Genomic DNA, 21061 nt, shown 5'->3' on the forward strand with positions numbered 1-21061 from the left:
GTTTGTATATGTACTTAGGTATGGCACCTCTGTATTTAATATATGTTTATATTTTATATGTTTATATTAAACAGGTATTTAATAAGTATTTAATAAGTATTTAACGCGCAGAGTAAACCATTCGGTCATCAATCATGAGACTGTGAATATCAAGGGTCAGGAATCATTCATCCACACTTTTTACTCCGTATTAAATATCAACTTCAATCATAAAATCAGCATTTTGATCTGCTTATTCACATTCATTTCAGATTAAGCAATACTTATCAGGCTGATAAATAACCAAGAGGTAATATGAATACTATTTATTCAATTGGTGAACTCGAATCTTTTTTAATTGCATTTTTAGTGCTGTTCTTAGGGCATATAGTTAATAAAAAAGTCCCCGCACTACAGCGCTTTAATATCCCAGAACCGATAGTCGGTGGGTTAATCGTTGCAATTACCATCACCATTTTACACTTTCAAAATATCACGCTTGAATTCTCTCTGCCCTTACAAAGCACACTAATGCTGATGTTCTTTAGTACCGTAGGTTTAGCAGCGAGTTATACTCAGCTATTAAAAGGCGGCTCGAAAGTATTCCTTTTCTTAGCCATCGCCTCTCTCTATATTATTATTCAAAATGGTATAGGTGTGAGCTTAGCCACCATGCTTGGGCTTGAACCGATCCTTGGTTTAATTGCTGGCTCAATCACCCTATCAGGTGGTCATGGCACAGGTGCCGCTTGGTCGCAAACATTTTACGACATTTACGGAATAAACACCCTAGAACTGGCAATGGCGGCAGCGACGTTCGGTCTAGTGATTGGTGGCATTATCGGTGGGCCAATTGCCCAACGCCTCATCACCAAGCATAACTTAGTATCCGACTATGGTATTGGTACCAACCACCACGAACAATTCCCTGAGTTGGTGACTTATAATGAATTAGAAGAAGATCGTATTACCGGTAAAAGTATCATCGAAACACTGTTTATTCTATTAACGTGTGTGGTCGGTGCTGGGTATGTCGAACAAGCAGTTTCATTGCTCAACATTAGTTGGTTACGCATTCCAGACTTTGTCTATGCGCTATTTTTAGGCGTGATCATTACCAATACCACAGAAGTAACCAAAAGCTATAAAGTGAATACAGAAGCGGTTGATATTCTGGGCACAGTCGCTTTATCGCTGTTCTTAGCAATGGCATTGATGAATCTTAAATTATGGAATATTTTTGATTTAGCCTTACCACTTCTTATCATTTTAGCGGTGCAAGCTGTGGTACTCGCGCTTTTCTCGTATTTTGTGACCTTTAAAGTAATGGGTTCAAACTACGACGCCGCTATTATTGCCGGTGGTCACTGTGGCTTTGGTCTGGGTGCCACACCAACCGCGGTGATGAACATGGGCTCGCTGGTATCACGCTACGGTCCCTCACCACAAGCATTTATGGTTGTGCCTATTGTTGGCGCATTCTTCATTGATATTGTGAACTTGATTATTCTACAAGGCTATATCAGCTTTATTGGATAAACTTCAGCCTATCAGGTCTGGTAAGTCACAGGCCTGATAATCACTAAATACCTCACATTTCCACTCAACTTTACAATCAATAACCTACAACTACCGTAACCTTGGCTTAATTCTATTCGCGCGTCGGATACATATCACGATATAAAAAAACACAAGCATCACAGGTACAGTCCATAATAAATACATAGTTTCTCTCCCCTATTCCATAAACAGATGGTGACTGAATGAACCTAAGATTAATGAATGGTTGGATGAGGATCTTCAAGCCATTCAGGTGATACCTGTAAAGCATCAAAGCAAGAGTCACATATAGGGTGGCGATGGCTAAAATCCAATAACGGCATTAAGGTAACTTTGACTGCTTGTGTGGCTAGCGCCTTCAAGGCATCAGATGCCGTTTCACCACGCAGTAATGACATCATCCACTGATGAGGCATGGTTAAATATCGTAGTGCAGTATAATGGTGACCTTGTTCTTCATACACTGCTGCTAAGTTATGTTGAGCAGATATCCAAGCCATGAATAGTTCTTCATTTTCGGGCTTCTCATCCCATTCTAGCTTTATCTGCTCAACTGCATGTTGATAGCAAACCTCAGCATCTTGCCAAAGTTTTGAGTTAAAACAACTACGACCGTTTTCCATTAACACTTTCCACGTTTGCATAACAACATCCTAAATAATAATGATTCTTATTTATATTTGATAATCATTATCATGTAAAGCTAAAGTTATGCAAAGATAGAATATAATTTCATATTTATCAATTCACATTAATTGATGAGATCTCTGACCAATTCTGGCGTTTTCGGTAAATAGTCGACGCGCTTATATCCAGCAATGCAGCCGCCTTGGGAATATTGCCATTACAATGTGCTATCGCATTTTCAATCAGTTGTTTTTCACTTTGCCATAATGGCATGATGTTTTTTTCAATGTGATTAATAACTATCGCTTTTTTCGATTTAATTGCACTGTCATTAGCCAGTATGGTTGGAAAAGTGTCATAACAAGGTTGCTGATTGGGATCTAGATCATAGGCTAATAGAGACGGTTTTTTTTGCTTTTCATCAACCAGGTTTGCTTGCTGTATCTCAATCGGTAACATCGAACTGGTAACAAGTTCGCTATTGTTTAAAACCACTATTTGACGGATCACATTTTGCAACATACGCACATTACCTGGCCAAGAGTAATTGATAATCAACTCTTTGGCGTTATTATCAAAGCCTTTAAATGCTTTTTTCTCTTCCTTGCTATAATCGACAAGTAACTGTTGCGCAATCAAAAAACCGTCATTGTTCCGCATACGCAATGGCGGTAATTCAATTGGTATTACATGTAAACGATAAAAGAGATCCTCACGGAATCGCCCCGCTGTCACCTCATTCCAAGGGTTGCGATTTGTCGCACTAATAAATCGAACATCAACATGTTCTTCTTGTGATCCCCCTACTCGTTGAAATATGCCAGTTTGAATGAATCGTAATAACTTACTTTGTAAATCAAGATCCATTTCGCATATTTCATCTAAAAAGAAGGTACCACCATGCGCCCGTGTTGCTGCTCCATCTCGATTAGATGTCGCGCCAGTAAATGCGCCTTTTATGTGTCCAAATATTTCACTTTCAATTAATTCTTTCGGTATCGCGGCGCAATTAAGCGCAATAAAAGGTTTATTTTTACGGTTCCCGCAATCATGGATCGCTTGTGCACAAACCTCTTTACCTGTGCCACTTTCACCGACAATAAAAACAGACGCTTTGCTGCTTGCTACACAATCAATGGTTTTATACACAGTTTGCATCGCTAATGACTCGCCAATAAAGCCGTGGAAATTAGGTTTCGGTAAGCTACTTTCATAGTTCGCGACTAAGCTAATTAATTGTCGCTGCTTAAGGGCGTTACGGAGGGTAATTGACAGGCGTTTGGCATCAAAAGGTTTAACTAAAAAATCAAATGCACCCGCTCTCATCGCATCGACAGCAAGATCAATAGAGCCATGCGCGGTGATCATAATGATACTAATATCGGGGTAGCGTTGCTGTACTGTCATTAAAATATCCATTCCTGAGATATCCGGTAACTGAATATCTAGAATCAATAGGTCAGGCTGCCAACGGGTAAGCTCAACTAATGCATCTCGCCCAGATTGCACATACGTAACATTTGCCCCTTCATTACGTAAATAAGCACTGTAAATGGTTCCGACAGCAACACTGTCTTCGACTAATAACGCAGTAAACTCCATATAATGACTCCTTGTCATCTCAACCCTATGGCAAATACCTGAATATTTTTACCCTATTAGTTAGGGATATGTCTTCGCCATGCCGTAAATTTTAAATCGCGCCACAAATCACGATACAAATATAATAATAGTAATGTGTTCACCGCGAGAATGGTAAATTCAATAAATCGATAACCTGTAACCTTAGTAATGTTCACAATCAGTAACACAATAAAAATTAGCCACGATATGATTAGGTGTGATTTACAATAAGGTAAATAAACCAATCGCTGACTTATCACATAAAACAGTATTCCCCGAATCAATACCGTTAACCCCATCGTATTCAATAAACCCGTTAGCCCGTATGCCCCAACAGCCCAATAGCCAATAATTAATAGATGTAAAGCGCAGCAACCACCAATAATAGTTGCCCATCTCGCATTTTGTTTCAAAAAACAACCAATATTCAATAATTCGGAGTGGAAGCGTAACGCCATAATCAAGCACATCCAAGGGATCAAGCTGATACTCTCGCGGTAACTTTCAGGTAGCATGATATCCATCATAATAGGCGCCATGAACAGCATACCTCCCGCTAATAACATACCAATTTGCACGCCGAGTACGGCATATCTAGCCCCCAGTTTCGGATTTGTGTCGTGTACCTGAAAACGCCTTGCGCACCACCACATTCGAAATGGTTCAAAGGCCACCGATATCATTAATCCAAATTGCCCCGCAGCAAAAAAGATGGCCAATTGTTGTTTTCCCAAATGGATCACAACCAACCAGTTTTCTGCGCCATTCAGGCAATACACAAAAAGCCCCGAACACATAATAAAGCCGATATAACGGTAATGATCTAAGGTAAAACTGGCGCGTCTTCCTTGCAAATGCACGCGAAAATAAACTAACACTGCAATCGCGACTACAGAGCTACTAATTGCACTTGATAGCATCATACCTGTGACGCCATAACCGGAAATAAGTAAGCCAATCGAAAGCACTGTTTGCAGCGTACCCTGTGCAATAGAAAACACCATAAAAGGTACCGCTCGGTGGGTCATTCTGAAATAACAATAAGGTACTGTAAGCAGCGAAGATAAAGACAAACTGACCAATAATAATTGCAAGTCAAATAAATCTAAACTCACCGGTAACCAGGTCATGATCAACCCGCTTAAAGGCAACGCCAGCGCAAGAAACAGCATCGAACACAAGAGTGATAGTCGAAAGCATTGACGCATAACGGCATCGTTATCTGCTTTAACCTGACCACTGGCAAAACGAAATAAAATATCCCCTAAGCCTAACGTCAGAAATAAGCTCATCATTGAGGCAATACTAACCAAAAAATTAAGCTCGCCATAATCAACTTGCGTTAACATCCGCGTCACGATAGGCATCATCACAAACCCTAAGCCCTTTAATACAAAGATGCCCAGACCATAAATAAGCATTTCCTTTATGCTACTCATTTAATTCTGGTTCCTTCAATTAAATGCGATAATCGACGAGCTTGAATTTGAGCGTTAAAGTATTGTTCAACGCGCTGCCGAGCCAACACTCTCATTTGTTCCCTGACATTACTTTGGCATTGCATAAAGCTTTCAATCGCTAGTTTTAGCGCAATAACATCCTTCGGGGCAACGATATAACCCGTATCTTTGGTCACTATCTCACTACAGCCCATCACATCGCTCGTGATCACAGGTAGTCCCATCGCCATCGCTTCTTTTAATACCATAGGTTCCGTTTCACTATCGCCATCTTCCGAGGGGCAAAACGGAGCAACAAAACAATCATAATTCGAACCTTCCTGTCCGATCCAATGGGGTGAACGGTAGCCAAGTAAGCGTACAGAGGCCTTCAACTTCAATTTTTTGATCAAATTATACAGCTGTTTTTGTGATGGTCCTTGACCAACAATATCCAAATGAGGGCGCTGGTTTTCAGCAATTAAAGCCAGCGCCTGTAAGGCATATACAATGCCTTTTTTTTCGACTAAGTGACCGACAAAGAGAAGTTCAAGTTGTTTATTTTTCGGTGCTGAATGGGTAATAAACCGAGAAACATCAACACCACTGTGTAAGAGATGCGTATGCTTAGCTCCCAGCCGCTGAAATGTTTCTACCATGTCTTGGCATATCGCAATGCTAAAATCACAAGCTGATAACTTGAACTGAATATCAGCATTATTCACATATACATCATGACCATGACCGACACTCGATGTGCTAATACCAAGCCAGCGGGCAGCAACCAGCGTATACGCCAAACTACAATGCATAAAATGGCAGTGAAAGTGCTCACAATGATACTTATTTGCAAGGTAAGCCAACTTTGCGCCATATAACAGCAATGATTTGGTTGAAATAGCATGTTGATTTTGTGAACAAATCAATGCCTTTGCCAGTGCTAATGGTCTTTTCACCACAAATGCGGATACGTGCTTATTTGATGTATCGTTTATATCAATAACACTGACATACTTGGGCAATGTTATGGCTAATTCCCGTTTAACAAAGCAAAACACAGTGACCCTGTGCCCCGCCCTCGCTAATGCTTGTATTTCAGTGACAACAAATGTTTCAGAGGCAATAGGAAATTCAGGGACAACAATCGCGATATGTTTCATTGCTATTCCTTAAGCAAGAGGGTTAGCCTAAGTATAGAAATAATAATAATATTGGCATTGCTTAAGTGAATTTTCGGCGGCTCTGCCGTATAATGTTCTGCTTTCTAATATTAGTGAGTGTTTCTGACCATGTATATTGATCCGCAGTGGCGAATTTTAACCGTTGGTGATGGTGACCTGTCTTTTTCCAATGCTTTATTTCAACACCATGCTCCGCAGCACTTAACAGCGACAATTTATGATTCACTCACAACCTTACAATCAAAGTATGGTGATGACTTTCATCAGCAATTATTAAATCGTCATTGCCAAGTATTAACTGAATTCGATATTACCAAACCCGAGACTTGGTCTCATGTCAGTAAACACAGCTTTGATTTAGTTATTTTTCAATTTCCATTAGTACCCGGATTCACGTCCAAAACAGAGTTTAATGAAAAATGTAGGAATGTGGGCATCAATACGCTCAATCGTCGCCTGTTACGCCACTTTTTAATTAATGCGAGCGAACAGTTATTAGACCCGGAAGGTCCACAATTGTGCTATATCACCAGCAAAGACGTAAAGCCATATTCTGAATGGAATATAGAACACTCGTTAATACTCAATACAGGTATAAATTACCTTGGTGAAATGAATTTCGACATTGCAAACTTCCCTGGATACCGTATTCGTAATGTGGATCGCGATAAACATGTGAAAGACACCAAGGGTATTACCTACGTCTGGAGCCCACGTCCAACAAACCAGCTAACACAGGCGCTCCGCTCGCGACTCACACTATTACCCGAATTAGGTGACCATTGCTGTCATTTTTGCCAGGCCGGTCCATTTACCTCTGCCCAGCATAAACAAGCCCACGAATCCTCTCGTAAACACCTACGAATGAAAGATTTTGAGCAGCAATGGCTTGCTGATTTACAAACAGCTTAACTCCCCGACCTCATCACTGCGTAAATATTTTGATGCAGTTACCTTCGCTTGGTAACTGCTGTAAATAAACACCAAGATAAAGGTAATACTCAACAGCATGATGATCGTTGGTGCAGGTGCACTGTCGAGGTAGAAACTTAAATAAACGCCGAAAAATGACGTCAATAGCGAAATCAGCAAGGCTACAAGCAACATATTTTGAAATTTACTCGTCAATAAAAATGCAATCGCCCCTGGGGCAATCAGCATCGCGATCACCAAGATCATGCCCACCGCTTTTAGCGCACACACTATGGTTAATGATAACAGCGATAACAAACCATAATGTAATACAGTTGTCGATAGGCCAATGGCTTTAGCATGTTGATGATCAAACACAAAAACCAGTAGATCCTTACCTTTAATCAACATGAATGCGACAACCAGAAAGGCAATAATACCGACCTCCAGAATGTCATGCCAGGTAACCCCGAGTACATCACCAAACAAAATATGATCTAAATGCACACCCGTTTCTATTTTAGTCATTAATACCAGCCCCAGCCCAAACATCCCCGAAAACACCACGCCCATGACAGTGTCTTCTTTCAATCGGCTGTTGTCTTTAATAAAACCAGTCGCGAGAGCGCAAAACATCCCTGCGACAAACGCACCAATCACATAGGGAATAGCCAATACATAAGCAATAACCACACCGGGCAAGACAGAGTGAGAAATAGCATCACCCATTAATGACCAGCCTTTTAATACTAGAAAGCACGACAACAGCGCAGTTGGGATCGCTACGAGCAGTACAATGACAAATGCTTGCTGCATAAAAGTAAATGAAAAAGGTTCTAATACCACATTGAGTAGTGTTTCAGATAACGTATCGAATAATGTAACCATCATAGCGTCCTTGTCTATAAAGATATATTGTCAGAAATATGAGTTGATAGCGCATTGCTAGACAGTGTTCGTCTCGCCTTAAATCTTGCGGCAAGATAGCCATGCTTGGGTGCAAATACAAACGCCATCACAAAAACTAAGGTCTGTAATATCACAATGATCCCGCCTGTGGCGCCGTCAATGAAATAACTAAGGTAAGCCCCCACAAACGAACTTGTCGCCCCGATAAATACACTGAGCATGATAACCCGAGAAAACCGGTCACTTAATAAATAAGCAGTTGCCCCAGGCGTCACCACCATGGCAATCACTAAAAATGCCCCCACGGTTTGCAACGCCGCGACAGTACACGCACTGAGTAACGTAAAGAAGAGGATCTTTAATGCATTCGGGTTTAAACCAATACTGCGAGCATGATTTTCATCGAAAAATACCACCATTAAATCTCTCCACTTTAATACTAATATGAACAGTGAAATACCGGCGATTAACAACAACTGCACTGTATCTGCAGGGGTAATAGCCAAAATATTACCCAAGACGATGGTTTGAATATTCACCGATGTCGGGGCAAGCGATACCATAAACAGACCTAAGCCAAAAAATGAGGTAAAGATTAAGCCGATGATTGCGTCTTCTTTTAACTTGGTACGTTGGTTTAAAAACAACATAGTTGTTGCTGCTAAACCACCGGAGAAAAAAGCCCCTAACGCAAACGGCAAACCTAACATATACGCAGCGGCAACACCGGGCACAATAGCGTGTGATAATGCATCACCAATTAATGACCAACCTTTCAACATAAGGTATACAGACAAAAAAGCACACACACCGCCCACCAGCGCACTAATAAAAATAGCATTGACCATGTAGTCATAACTAAATGGCATGAGTAATGTGTCTAGCATCTTTCCCTCACCACTGGTTTTTGCTCGCTCTCTCCATAAAGTACCACCGGACGTTCGTGATCAGAAAGAACAGTCACTTGCCTTCTATCATCATCTTCATGTAACTCATCACCCGCGAGAATGAAATGACGTAATACCCCACCAAAGGTTTTTTGCAAATTATCTTGTGTAAACACATCTTTGGTTAAACCAGCATCTAATATGGTGCGATTAATCAACACGGTTCTGTCGCAAAATTCCGGCACACTACCAAGGTTATGCGTTGAGACTAAAATCACTTTGCCTTCCCCGCGTAATTCACGTAATAACGCCATGATCTGCTCTTCGGTTTTTACATCGACCCCAGTAAAGGGTTCATCAAGTAAAATAACTTGGCTTTCCTGTGCTAATGCACGCGCTAAAAACACCCGTTTTTTTTGACCACCAGATAACTCACCAATTTGACGGTGTTTAAATTCGCCCATACTGACGCGATCAAGCGCCATATTGACCTTATCGTGATCATTAGGCTTGGCGATACGTAGCATATTCATATGCCCATAACGTCCCATCATGACCACGTCTTCGACTAGAATCGGAAAATTCCAATCAATTTCTTCACTCTGTGGAACATAAGCAACATAGTTGTTTTTTAACGCCTTTTTAACCGGCAAGCCCAAAATGCTTACCGACCCCTTAGCCAAAGTAACAAACCCCATTATCGCCTTGAATAAGGTTGATTTACCGCTACCATTGATGCCCACCAACGCCGTAATAGAACCCTTAGGTAAACTAAAACTCGCATTAAACAATGCGGTATGACCGTTTCGATAAGTGACACTGATATCGTTAACTTCTAATCCCATCATTATTGATTTAGTCCTTCTGCTATGGTACTGAGCGTGACTTTAAGCAAGTCAATATAGGTTGGTACCGGTCCATCCATCGCACTTAAAGAATCGACATACAATACACCAGCATAGCGACTACCTGTTTCACGCGCGACTTGCTGAGCGGGCCGAGCTGATACCGTACTTTCACTAAAAATTGCGACAATATTATTGGCTCTGATCTCATCGATGACTTTCCGAACTTGCTGTGGAGTGCCCTGTGCATCGGCATTGATTGGCCAGAGGTAGAGCTCTTTCAAGTCATAATCACGCGCTAAGTAACTGAACGCGCCCTCGCTAGTGACGAGCCAGCGTTTGTCTTTTGGTAAGGCTGCAAGTTTCTGCTTAAATGGCTTAACCGCAGCGAGGATCTGTGCACCGTAACGTTTGGCATTTTGGTTATAAATAGCAGTATTCGTACTGTCATATTGAACCAGAGCTTGACGAATATTTTCAACATAAACCAAGGCATTATCAGCAGACATCCAAGCGTGAGGATTGGGTTTTCCCGAATAAGGTCCCTTCGCTATGCCCATCGGCACGATGCCCTCTGTGACCACAACACTAGGCACATCGCGCAGATGATGAAAAAATTTATCAAACCATAACTCAAGATTAAGTCCGTTATAGATAATCAGACCGGCGCCTTGCGCACGACGAATATCACCCGGAGTCGTTTGATAATTATGAATTTCAGCATCCGGCTTGGTTATCGATGTGACAATAGCAGCGTCGCCTGCAACATTTCTGACAATATCCGCAATCACAGTAAACGTAGTGACCACTTTAAATTTATGTTCCGCCTCTGAAGCAGAACTGGCCCAAACTGACGTGGATAAAAAAAGCGAACAGAAGAGTAATGAGGTAGTAAAACCAAACTGACGAAGCATGTTTATTCCTTGTTATTAATCCAATACCGATAATACTAACAAGGAATAAAAGACCTTTCAATACAAATGAGAATTATTATCATTAAGTTCTTTTAAAATGGTTTAAGATGCTGCTTCAGATGTTATTTTAGGTATAGACCGAATAATAAACCAAACAATCCCTATCACTTGCTTGTGTTTAATCGGCCCCATATCAAGCATAGATACACTGCTTTTATGCTCCCCACGTAACCATAAAAACCCTTGGTCATCAATATGAGCAAGGGTTTTTATAATATCGCCATAACGGCTATGACGAATCTTAATAATCTGTCCTGGTTTTACCGATAACGAAGAACGCCAACAGTTAACCAAGACATAACTGCCTTCAGGAATACGAGGTGACATACTCGTCCCCCGCACTCGGCTAATATGAAAACCTAGCAATCGAGTTTAGGATAAACAAGTTGTTGCGCTGGCGGGTACGGGGATGTAGCGGTAAATGTGGCGATACCTTTTGTTGTCCAAAATATCTCGGCAAATCGATTTACTTTTGCTAACAAGTCCAGCGTTGCAGCTTTATCGATATTCTGCTTAGCTTTAGATGCAGCGAGCATAATGCCATGAGTCAATTCGTGTAGCTCAGGGAACTGTTCTAATTGCGGCTGTTTAATGTAATCGCCCCAAATAACCCGGATCTCTTCTTTCACTTTTAAACCATGCACTTCTTTCTCGGTGATCAAACGAGCAAATTGCGCTTGATCATTTAAACTAAACGAATCTTTACAGCCGAACTCATCCAATAAATCAACCATACGTATCATAGTGAGTACAGCTAACTGCGCTGAGATAGGATCATAGATCTTGCATGGAATATCACAATGCGCTGATACAGGACTAAATGACAATTTCTTATCCATTGCCGACACTAATTTAAATAACATACTTCCCCCTTATTTTTTTGTTGATTTGATACGATTAGCACGACGAATACAAAACGCAGCATAGCCTGCGGCTAATACAACTGGTGCGATCCAAAGTAAATGAATTAAGCCTGATAGCGGATCACTGTGATCATGTCCTGAATGTGCCAAGACCATCGGGCTCGCTAAAGTAAGGGTTAAAGCGGTTAATGCTTTTTTGGTGGTGAGAGATTGAGTCATAAACGTCCTGTTTAATAATGATTACCAAATGATAATGGTTCTTATTTATATTTGATAATCATTATTAAGTAAAGAAGTTTTTAGATAATGTTATATTACGCTGTTGATATGTTTATTTTGATCTACTTCAATCAAGTCCATGGTTTACATTTACGCTCACCAATCAACATGAGAAAATGAGCACTGCCACAATCCATCGTCACGCAGCCACTCAAGATACCTACAAGCATGCAAACAACACACGCCACTAGCATTGAAGACAAATTAAAACAACTAACGAGTATCTCGGAATTATTACACTTTTTTGATATTGGTTTCGACAGCGACTTGATGCATGAATGGCAAGATGATTTACTTAAGCGCTTTAACGGTTATGTGATCTTAACAAAACCACAAGACTGGTTTGATTATCGCCGCTGCTTAAAGAATGCGTATTGTAAAATTCAACGCGGTCGCTTAGATCGAAGTAGCAAAACACGCTCAGCTTGTCGTGGTTGTACTTCTTGTGAAAGGCGTTAATCTGTTCGCTAGGACTTAACAAACACTAATAAGCGATTATTCGCGGGCATAGCGTGATTATGTCCTGAATGCGCCAGACCAACGGACTCGCTAAAGTAAGGATTAAAGAAGTTAATGCTTTTTTGATATTGGTTTCGACAGCAGCTTGATGCAGATCGGGGAAAGATTAGGTTCCTAGCACTAAAGACTTATATCAGAGTTAGATTCTTAAACAGAAAAATGACCACTATATTTTACCTCGCCATTACTGTAATGGTAATGGTGTCTTTGTATTCACCACTCAAAACATAATTAAATTCATCGATAGTGACAATAAAGTCATGGCGAACTACCGGTATTGAATGAATTGTATTCATATAAGGGAGTTGGACTTTATTGCTAATATCAAGCTGGTGTCCATCTTTAAATAGAAGGTATGGAATAGTATTAGCTACACGATGAGAGTCTAATCGCATTACTCCCCGGTTTTGTGACTCAAGTAACATGTCGTAGCCGGTATTAGCGTTGATATTGATTTCAAATCCCAAGCTTATACCGGGTTTGGCCGTGCCAAAATGCAGTCTGGTTTTTTTACCCGAGCCTTGTCCACCTTGTACAGTAACATTGATAAATGACTCGATGTTTGTTAAAAATTCAATTGTTTTTGTATCATGCAAGATATGATTGCCGAGTGTGCCTTCATAGAGTTCAATCTGCATGGAATCACTGTATTCTCCTGCAGATATAGCATCATCTACATCAAGAAAGTAAAAATAGGTAAAGGTTTTATTTGTTTCATTTTCCTTGAATGCACCCTTCTGTATATTTCTTTCTGTTGCTGTCGGCAACCCAATTAACGGATTATTTCGTTGTACAGAATCATAAATACCATAAGCAATCTTGTCTTGTGCAGATTTTAAATACCTGATATGTGAACTTCCGGAAAAGGAAATGAAGAATGAACAGCTTCCCCCGCTGTTTCTGACCTTGAATGTCTCGTTACGATTATCTTGAACGATATTATAATGAGTGTTGCCAGATGATGTATTTGTTTTTATCTCTACATCGACCAAATTATCTAAATGTAACTTACAACCTTGTGCCTGTATATTAGTGGAGCATAAGGATATAAAAATAAGTAACAAATATTGTAGATAGGTTGGTAAACTGTAAGTTATTAATTTCATGTCAATAAATCCCTATATTTCCGATATTATGCATTCCTGCGACATCTGTTGGTATTTCAATCGTTAATACCAACTTAGGAAAAGAAAATAAGTGTAATTGATAATTCCCCGGCCTTAAGTTGCTGATATAGAATTTACCTTTACGATTAGTAAAGAACGGATAGGTTTTTTGATCAGTTTCATTTAACGACACTAATTTACCTGTTTCAAGTTTGGCAGCTTCACCTTCACGAATATATAATGTGCCAACCAGAAGTACATTCGCATCACCGCCCAAAGGAATTATAGTGCCACTACGAAAAGTTGGTAACAGATTGGGCAGATCGTTGTCCAGGTTATAACCCAGTGGCAAATCAGGTACATCAACGATTACTGTTCTAGTTTGATATGAAGTCAAATTCGGAATCACAGCGGGACCCATTAGCCCAGATTCAGTCTGATAAGAATTCTTAAATGGATTAACACCAATATTTTGATCACCTATTGAGCTATGTGGAATGACAATGGCGAAGCTGTCTCTAATCGGCCTAGATAATCCAAAATAACCATCAGCATAGACCACTGCGCTGGCAATACTGAGAGATGTTCGTTTTGTCTGGGTTTGACTTTCATTTTGTGGCCATTCCATATTATGTCTTAAACTGGACTCAATACGATTGTTACTATGTTGTATATTTCCCATCAGCGATGTGTGCACATTTTTTTTAATCGCATCGACACTAATATCAAAACCACCATAATTTTTGTCAGAACGCCTATCCCACCTAAGCCGTTTACTTTGATATTTACTGTCAGCAGAAAGCTTCACGCTCTGTCTATTTTCACCAAAATAGAAACTCATGTTGGCGGATACTTGATAATCTTCGCCGATATTAAAGTTATCTGCACGGGTTAATCCTATATCCCAACTAAATTTAGGAGATACATTTTTTCGAAATAATACACTGACTTTATTTACGTTATGAATGTGTTGATAGCTCCCACGAACTGAGACAAACATATCATTACCCAGCGGTTGACTCACTGACCCAGTAACATTCAGGGCGAGCTCGGTTGCTCCCGAAGATTGATTGGGGGACGTAAAACCTTGTGTTTTATACTCGGCATAAAAATCCCATATTCGATCTCGATGACTGGAGTTGATTGGTGCCTGATAACTGTAATTAAGCGAACAGGCAAACCCATAGCCTTGCGTATCACCGCGACTTAATGCTCCGCGGAGTGATACATTACCTAGTCTTGATGCAAACGAGAATTCACCGCCTAATAATTGTTGCGTTTCATTTCCCTGGAAGTTTAATCCAGCTGTCATATTGTCACGTAGACCTATTCGATGAAATCCGGACAAAAACAGATGCCGTGTATCATATTCGGCCTCTGATATGGTCGAAGGGAACCCAAAGCCATATGCATATTCATGCATATTGTTTGCAAGCAGTTGAGTTTCTGAGATAAACGGGAATATCAGTTCACGCTCTCGGCCAAAATCATCTTTAATTCGAATGATAATGTCATTCACACCACGAGCCACCGGAAAATCGCGCAAATCATAGCTACCGGCGGGCAGATGAATTGTCTTGTAATGTTTTGAATTTATTATTATTTCAACAGAAGATGGATGTTCCAATAAAAACTGTTTTTGGCTGGAAGGATAAGTGATGATATCCGGACGTATTTGATGATTTTTCGCAATAACTAGCCCTCCGACAGCGACAGAACTTTGGAAATCAGTGCTAGGCAGTGCGACATCCATTACTGCAACTCTCAGGCTAGGTGCAAGCAAATCTTTAACTAGCGTGACATTACCTCGTTGAAATTTTTTCAATTTACCTTCGCGATAAAATACTTCACTTTCAAGCACCCAATCAGAATAGTTTAATGCACCATCAAATACTATATTCGCTGGCTGTCGTCCAACACGGTCACCTTTCCATACATACTGTAGATCAGAATACACATTCATATAGGCACTAAAGTTACTGGGTTTAATTACATCACTACTCGATAAGGCATTGTTGGTGGTTCTAAAACTGATAACTTCAGTTTTTCTTAGCTCTGCGGGTATATTAATATGCAGCTCGAGATTCTTACTATCATAACGTGCAGAAAGTTTGTGAGGCTTAAGCGCTGATAAATTAATTTGTTCCTTCTCTGAAAAATCAGTGAGTATTGCTTTTAATACCTTATCTTTAAGTAATTCTTCGATATAGGGTATAAACTTAGTGAGTTTAATCTGAGTGTTTTCTTTTTTCCCATCGAACACAATATCAATATCGCCTCGATCACGTTCATTTATAATAAGAGGCACAGTTAATAATTGACTTACATTATTTTTTTTCTTACCAAAGGCTTTTAAATAAAGATCACCTTCTTGTGTATAAGCATTATTCAATATTAAAGATATCAACATACTAATGTAGGCGATTAATATGATGATATATTTGATGAACGAATAATATTTATGATTGTAATCATTCGATTTCATCGAATTAATATCGGTTATTTTTTGCCGTAGAACTGAAGATCAGCTTCAAACGAACCAGTGTGTAATCCTGCTGGTTTAGGTAACTTGAATACTCTTGTGTGCCCGACGAGCATATTTGCACCGCTGAGCCCGGGCAATTGCTCTGCTTTCAAAATAAACGTTTCTGTTGCCGTTGTTAACGTTAGTGTTGGCTTTCTCAGTATGGTGTGTTTCGTCCCTTGATTATGCGCAATGATAATTAAATTTTTGATATCACCGTCTCTATTACTTTCTTCGATATAAGCATCCGTTATTTTTATATCTGCTTGTACTCGACGTTTAGGTAAAACGTAAACAGAGGCCATATAGCGGAATATAACATTGATACGACTGCCATCAACGACTTCCTCCTCTAAGTTAAGAGGCAGTTGTTCGGCCACTAATCGATAAGCAAGTTCTTTATCGGGTTCCTGTCCTATCCACTGTAGACGAACCGATTGAGATTGATCTGGCATGACAATCATTTGTTCAGGAAATACAATAAAGTCATCTTCTGACTCTGTTAGGACTTCCTCACCATCTTCAGTCATACTGCGAATAAATACCTTCATTTCAACAGCAACAGGTTTTGCTCCGCTGTTACCAATGACGAATGTCTCGTTTGCACCACGACCTGAAGGCGACATCTTTACCGACATAGGCACCATCTTTAATGCTTGTGCCGTAATGGGAATAATGAGTGTCAGAGCCAGAGAAAGCATTAATAAGTGATAAGTAAGTGTTTTCATAATATATCCCTCTTTAAGTAAGAAGGGCGTATCACAAGTAACTGAAGGGGGAATGTCTGAGATACACCCGTATAGCCAGTAGGACTACAAATAAAGATTAATCATTAACAGCTACCGTCACGGTGATAGTGTCAGACCAAGTACCAGCAGCAATAACGCCACTGATTGCATCGAGATTCATTGTCAGAGCAACTGCATTCAATAAGGTCCCACCTGAATAACTCGAGGATTTACTATTATTCAGTTGCTTGTTATTAATGCTGCCATAACTGATTTTATAATCTTGCTTTGCTGAGGTGCCAGCGTGTTGTAACTCGCCATTATTGGCAGAGCTAAATGTAACTGTGTAACCGTTCGAGTCATTACAAATTTCAGTAATGCTCGCAATTAGGGTGCTACTTTCACCCGTTGAAAGGTTAGGTGAAAAACTAGATGTACTGGTTTCGATAGTACATTCTGAATCCACTACAGTACTGAGAGCGATGTCTGTAGTCGCCACTCCATTACCTAATGCAAATGTATTGCTAGACACAAAACCTAATACTGCTGTTACAGCCATAACTACTTTTTTATTGAATAACATTTTACTTCTCCAATGATTTAAATAATTGTTCACAAGCGCATCCTTTGAACGAATCGCCTTTGTGTATTGCTATTTGCAAGCACAAGGGCATGTGCAAGCGCAATACCATTTTTTCTAATAATAGATAAAATTATTTTTTCATAGATAAATCTGGTTATTACGATTGACAATTAAAAGTAGAGTGTTAGGAATGTTTTGTAAAAAAAGAACAAAATAAAAGTAATTCTGTAAAATGCAATGCAAAATGCAACGCAAAATGCAACGCGATAAAACGCAACTAAATGCGACGAAATGCGACGAAATGAAACGAAATGAGTCTAAAATCGATAAGTCACAACGAAGTACAATGAAGTGAAACTCAATAAGACACAGTGAAATGCAAAATGAAACGCAAAATGAAATGCAATCCGATGAAATGAAACACGAAATGAAATTAAAATTAAATGAAATGTGATCAAATATGATCAAGTGTGATGCAATGCAGTGAAATTTAATGAGATCTAATTAAATGTAAATAATTGCATTTGAAAGTTATGAATCAGTTGAATATCAGCTTGAAAACTCCTTATTATCTCGCAATGGCAAATTAATCAATCTAGATCTTACCTTTATATGGTGAAATGCGACACAGGTTATAAGGCAGATAGCGCTTAATCGATGTCATCAGCGTTTGAAATGATGGACATGCGAAGTGAGATGGCGGGGGCATATTGGCGTCGCAACCCTTTCCTAGTAATAGACCGCATAAGTCCAAGCTTTTCATAATATCTCAGTGTTGAAGGGGCTCCCCCTGATTAACTAGACACCTCTGCAATCTCCATAAATTTACCATTAACTTAAAGTTGTATCGCGTTTACCAATTTAACAAATTCAAGACGACATACAATTAAGGGGGATCGAATGGAAATATTGATTTGGCTACAAGCGATTGGTATTGGTATTGGTATTGGTATTGGTATTGGTATTGGTATTGGTGCCACGTTAATCTGTTCGCTAGGACTTAACAAACACTAATAACCGATTATTCGCGGGCATAGCGTGATCATCCCTTAATATCAGACCCTGTTGATTTGCAAGCTGGCTAATCGCTTCAATATCGCGGATACCACGCTCAACATCGATATTCTTCAGCCACACATCAAAATCAGCATTACTTTGACTCGTAAATTGTCCCTGATAATTAAACGGGCCATAAATACACAGTTTCCCACCTGATGACAAATGCTCACCAACGCCCTGAAAGAAATTTTTAACTAAGGGCCAGCTAACAATATGTAGGGTATTCGCAGTAAAAATACCATCCACGTTTTCAATCGGCCAAGGTTGGTTTAGATCTAATAATATAGGGCGTTGTAAATTAGCCAAGGACACACTGTCTAGCCAACTGTTTATACCAGCATGATTACAGGCTAAATCGCTCGTTTGCCAAGTTAGATGTGGTAATTGAGCCGCAAAATACACCGCATGTTGCGCACTTCCGGTACCAATTTCCAATATTCGCAGGGGTTGAGGAAACTCGCCAGTGAGTGCACTTAAAATAGCTTGTTTATTATTTTCACAAGATTGTGAGAAAGGTTTTGTCATATTTCACCTGTATCCGTTGTCCGTTACCATGATTACTCGCATTAACAGTTTAACTGATAATCAAGATGATAAAAGGTTATCTCAAGCTATACTTTACTAGTAGAAAGCAGCTAATGAGTGGAGCGAATCATGTTTTTTAAACATAGAGGCAATAACGATATGATAGAGGTGATAGGACAAGATGACCTTACTAATCTATTCCATAATACTGTATTAGGTCGTTATCAGGTTGGTGAAGAACAGCAAGACCCTGAATCATTTAATAAATCAGATTTGCTTTTCCTATCAGGCGAAGAGCTGCCACGTTGCTGGACCGATCCTCATTACCGAGAACATGAACATTAATTCAAACGGGAACGTCCTGTTCCCGATGTATTCTTTTATAAGCTTGGTGTCATTGCAGCATCATTAGCGAAGCGACGACGCACCCAAAGTAGGCTAATCACCACTAACACCGCAGCCACCAGCATCACAGAACCAAGGTTAAATTGATCCTTTGCGCCCATTAAGGATGCAGCTAGCGTCGCAAGACCCGCACCTAAATTTTGCATACCACCTAAAATAGCGCCCGCTGTGCCAGCATGATGTGGGAAAGGTTGAATAGCCGCGGTCGTTGCTGCTGGGAATATAATGCCAGCACCAATAAACGACACAAACCCACCACCGATCAGCGATACCACAGTAACAAGTCCTGCCATACCGGGTATAAAAATAATCAAGGCACCAATGATCAGTGCCGCCATGCCAATATTGAATAGATGACGTTGACCAAGTCGCGCCGATAACGTGGCTGATAACCATGCACCCAATAAATACCCCGGCAGTGGTAATACAAACAACCAACTTACTGTGGTGGGATCGAGTTTTAACACGCTACCCAGTAATACCCCAGCCGCCGCTTCAAATACCGCAATACCCGCAAATGTCGCAATCAAGCAAAATACATAACCTTGGAATTGACGGTTACTCAGTACATAACTATAACTTGTCCAAACGCGTTCATTACGACGGTTTTCTTTCGGCAATGTTTCATCAAACATCACAAACATAGCTAATGTGACCAGCGCGCCAAAAACCAGTAGAAATACATAACTTGCATGCCAATCAAACGCCATTGACAGGTATCCACCAACAACTGGCGCCAATAACGGTGAAAAGATCACCCCCATGCTCACTAAGCTATTGGCTTTATGCAGCGCTGCGCCATCGTAGCAGTCACGTGTGACAGTTCGCGACATTGCGCCCGCACAACCCGTTCCTGAACCTTGGATAAAGCTGGCTAATAGAAACAATTCAAAAGACGATGCAAACAACGCCCCTAATGTACCAAGTAAAAATATCAGCATACCTACCATGATCACAGGACGTCTGCCAATGCGATCTGATAATGGTCCATAAATAAACTGTGATAACCCATAAGGGATCAAGTAAGCAGCCATAACAGCCTGTAAATACGTGGGCTGAACAGCAAAATCGCTGGCCATTGCAGCAATTGATGGCACATACATCGTTTGTGTCATTTGCCCAACAGCGGTCAGAATAATAATTAGAAATAGTAACTTTGCCATATTGGCAGAAGACGATTGTTGTAGCACAACCATACCCTCATAATAATATACGAATATAAAACGGTAATTAAGGCTAAAAACCGCAATAATTAGAGATAAACTCTAGTTGGATTGATAATGTAAAGATTGGTGACAGGCTAAATCCATATACGCAATATCTTACTCTGCATTTCAGGCGGCATAGTAATCTTGAAAACACACTATCGCAAGCAAAAACACAGTATTGACACCGTACTTTTTTAGCTGTAATGCATTAGTTTATCTAATGCTTTTCAATGTAATGAACTACGTCGAATATCACCACGGTTTGTTCATTACTGCTACTTGGTTTTTATTACATTGAAAGTGGGGTTAAGTCTTCCTATAATTTC

The 21061-nt window shown here is 40.1% G+C and carries 22 protein-coding genes; 4 read left to right on the plus strand and 18 right to left on the minus strand.

Annotated features, from left to right (window positions below; translation table 11 throughout):
• Positions 1–294 precede the first annotated feature (294 nt).
• Complete coding sequence (gltS, locus tag PE36_RS07590) at positions 295–1518, plus strand: sodium/glutamate symporter (protein WP_006031400.1); 1224 nt, start codon at positions 295–297, stop codon at positions 1516–1518.
• Between the two features lie 236 nt (positions 1519–1754).
• On the opposite strand, the gene PE36_RS07595 is transcribed toward gltS, so the two are convergent.
• The 4 genes from PE36_RS07595 to PE36_RS07610 all read right to left on the minus strand — a co-directional run bounded on the left by PE36_RS07595 (position 1755) and on the right by PE36_RS07610 (position 6388).
• On the minus strand, positions 1755–2183 hold the full coding sequence (locus tag PE36_RS07595) for a hypothetical protein (RefSeq protein ID WP_006031401.1): 429 nt from the start codon (positions 2181–2183) through the stop codon (positions 1755–1757).
• 97 nt (positions 2184–2280) lie between these two features.
• Entirely contained in the window at positions 2281–3768 is a 1488-nt protein-coding gene (locus PE36_RS07600; RefSeq protein WP_006031402.1) for a sigma-54 dependent transcriptional regulator, read from the minus strand.
• Positions 3769–3824: 56 nt separating this feature from the next.
• Positions 3825–5228 carry a lipopolysaccharide biosynthesis protein gene (locus PE36_RS07605; protein ID WP_043994247.1) on the minus strand — a complete coding sequence of 468 codons (1404 nt, stop codon included), beginning with the start codon at positions 5226–5228 and terminating at the stop codon, positions 3825–3827.
• Positions 5225–6388 carry a glycosyltransferase family 4 protein gene (locus PE36_RS07610; RefSeq protein ID WP_006031404.1) on the minus strand — a complete coding sequence of 388 codons (1164 nt, stop codon included), beginning with the start codon at positions 6386–6388 and terminating at the stop codon, positions 5225–5227. Before PE36_RS07610 ends, PE36_RS07605 begins: the two co-directional genes overlap by 4 nt.
• 129 nt (positions 6389–6517) lie before the next feature.
• Here PE36_RS07610 and PE36_RS07615 point away from each other — a divergent pair, with 129 nt between their 5' ends.
• Positions 6518–7321: a class I SAM-dependent methyltransferase gene (locus tag PE36_RS07615; RefSeq protein ID WP_006031405.1), complete on the plus strand. Its 804-nt coding sequence runs from the start codon at positions 6518–6520 to the stop codon at positions 7319–7321.
• Here PE36_RS07615 and PE36_RS07620 read toward each other — a convergent pair.
• The 7 genes from PE36_RS07620 to PE36_RS07650 all read right to left on the minus strand — a co-directional run bounded on the left by PE36_RS07620 (position 7307) and on the right by PE36_RS07650 (position 12018).
• Positions 7307–8212: a metal ABC transporter permease gene (locus tag PE36_RS07620; protein WP_006031406.1), complete on the minus strand. Its 906-nt coding sequence runs from the start codon at positions 8210–8212 to the stop codon at positions 7307–7309. The two genes, PE36_RS07615 and PE36_RS07620, sit on opposite strands and share 15 nt — an antisense overlap.
• An 11-nt stretch (positions 8213–8223) precedes the next feature.
• Positions 8224–9117, minus strand: coding sequence for a metal ABC transporter permease (locus PE36_RS07625; RefSeq protein ID WP_006031407.1), 894 nt, complete (start codon positions 9115–9117; stop codon positions 8224–8226).
• Positions 9111–9965: a manganese/iron ABC transporter ATP-binding protein gene (locus tag PE36_RS07630; RefSeq protein WP_006031408.1), complete on the minus strand. Its 855-nt coding sequence runs from the start codon at positions 9963–9965 to the stop codon at positions 9111–9113. Before PE36_RS07630 ends, PE36_RS07625 begins: the two co-directional genes overlap by 7 nt.
• Positions 9965–10876 carry a metal ABC transporter substrate-binding protein gene (locus tag PE36_RS07635; protein WP_006031409.1) on the minus strand — a complete coding sequence of 304 codons (912 nt, stop codon included), beginning with the start codon at positions 10874–10876 and terminating at the stop codon, positions 9965–9967. The genes PE36_RS07630 and PE36_RS07635 overlap by 1 nt, the downstream gene beginning before the upstream one ends.
• Before the next feature lie 102 nt (positions 10877–10978).
• On the minus strand, positions 10979–11278 hold the full coding sequence (gene sodX, locus PE36_RS07640) for a nickel-type superoxide dismutase maturation protease (RefSeq protein WP_255348859.1): 300 nt from the start codon (positions 11276–11278) through the stop codon (positions 10979–10981).
• A 17-nt stretch (positions 11279–11295) separates the two neighbouring features.
• Complete coding sequence (sodN, locus tag PE36_RS07645) at positions 11296–11799, minus strand: superoxide dismutase, Ni (protein WP_006031411.1); 504 nt, start codon at positions 11797–11799, stop codon at positions 11296–11298.
• 9 nt (positions 11800–11808) lie between these two features.
• Positions 11809–12018 carry a hypothetical protein gene (locus PE36_RS07650; RefSeq protein ID WP_006031412.1) on the minus strand — a complete coding sequence of 70 codons (210 nt, stop codon included), beginning with the start codon at positions 12016–12018 and terminating at the stop codon, positions 11809–11811.
• Between the two features lie 228 nt (positions 12019–12246).
• Here PE36_RS07650 and PE36_RS07655 point away from each other — a divergent pair, with 228 nt between their 5' ends.
• On the plus strand, positions 12247–12537 hold the full coding sequence (locus PE36_RS07655; protein WP_006031413.1) for a nitrogenase-stabilizing/protective protein NifW: 291 nt from the start codon (positions 12247–12249) through the stop codon (positions 12535–12537).
• Positions 12538–12770: 233 nt separating this feature from the next.
• On the opposite strand, the gene PE36_RS07660 is transcribed toward PE36_RS07655, so the two are convergent.
• From PE36_RS07660 to PE36_RS07680, 6 genes are all read right to left on the minus strand, one after another.
• Positions 12771–13703 (minus strand): hypothetical protein, encoded by a 933-nt coding sequence (locus PE36_RS07660; protein ID WP_006031414.1) that lies wholly within the window; start codon positions 13701–13703, stop codon positions 12771–12773.
• Position 13704: 1 nt separating this feature from the next.
• Positions 13705–16188: a fimbria/pilus outer membrane usher protein gene (locus tag PE36_RS07665; RefSeq protein WP_006031415.1), complete on the minus strand. Its 2484-nt coding sequence runs from the start codon at positions 16186–16188 to the stop codon at positions 13705–13707.
• A 14-nt stretch (positions 16189–16202) separates the two neighbouring features.
• Positions 16203–16955 (minus strand): fimbria/pilus periplasmic chaperone, encoded by a 753-nt coding sequence (locus tag PE36_RS07670; RefSeq protein WP_006031416.1) that lies wholly within the window; start codon positions 16953–16955, stop codon positions 16203–16205.
• A 97-nt stretch (positions 16956–17052) separates the two neighbouring features.
• Complete coding sequence (locus PE36_RS07675; RefSeq protein WP_006031417.1) at positions 17053–17538, minus strand: hypothetical protein; 486 nt, start codon at positions 17536–17538, stop codon at positions 17053–17055.
• Positions 17539–18188: 650 nt separating this feature from the next.
• Complete coding sequence (locus PE36_RS24985) at positions 18189–18311, minus strand: hypothetical protein (protein ID WP_369751261.1); 123 nt, start codon at positions 18309–18311, stop codon at positions 18189–18191.
• A 220-nt stretch (positions 18312–18531) separates the two neighbouring features.
• A complete protein-coding gene (locus PE36_RS07680) occupies positions 18532–19122 on the minus strand; it encodes a DUF938 domain-containing protein (RefSeq protein WP_006031420.1) in 591 nt (196 codons plus the stop codon).
• Positions 19123–19251: 129 nt separating this feature from the next.
• Here PE36_RS07680 and PE36_RS07685 point away from each other — a divergent pair, with 129 nt between their 5' ends.
• Positions 19252–19467, plus strand: a complete 216-nt coding sequence (locus PE36_RS07685) for a hypothetical protein (RefSeq protein WP_006031421.1) — start codon at positions 19252–19254, stop codon at positions 19465–19467.
• Between the two features lie 35 nt (positions 19468–19502).
• On the opposite strand, the gene emrD is transcribed toward PE36_RS07685, so the two are convergent.
• Positions 19503–20723, minus strand: a complete 1221-nt coding sequence (gene emrD, locus PE36_RS07690) for a multidrug efflux MFS transporter EmrD (RefSeq protein WP_006031422.1) — start codon at positions 20721–20723, stop codon at positions 19503–19505.
• Between the last annotated feature and the right edge of the window lie 338 nt (positions 20724–21061).

Source organism: Moritella sp. PE36, assembly GCF_000170855.1.
Classification (GTDB): Bacteria; Pseudomonadota; Gammaproteobacteria; order Enterobacterales; family Moritellaceae; genus Moritella.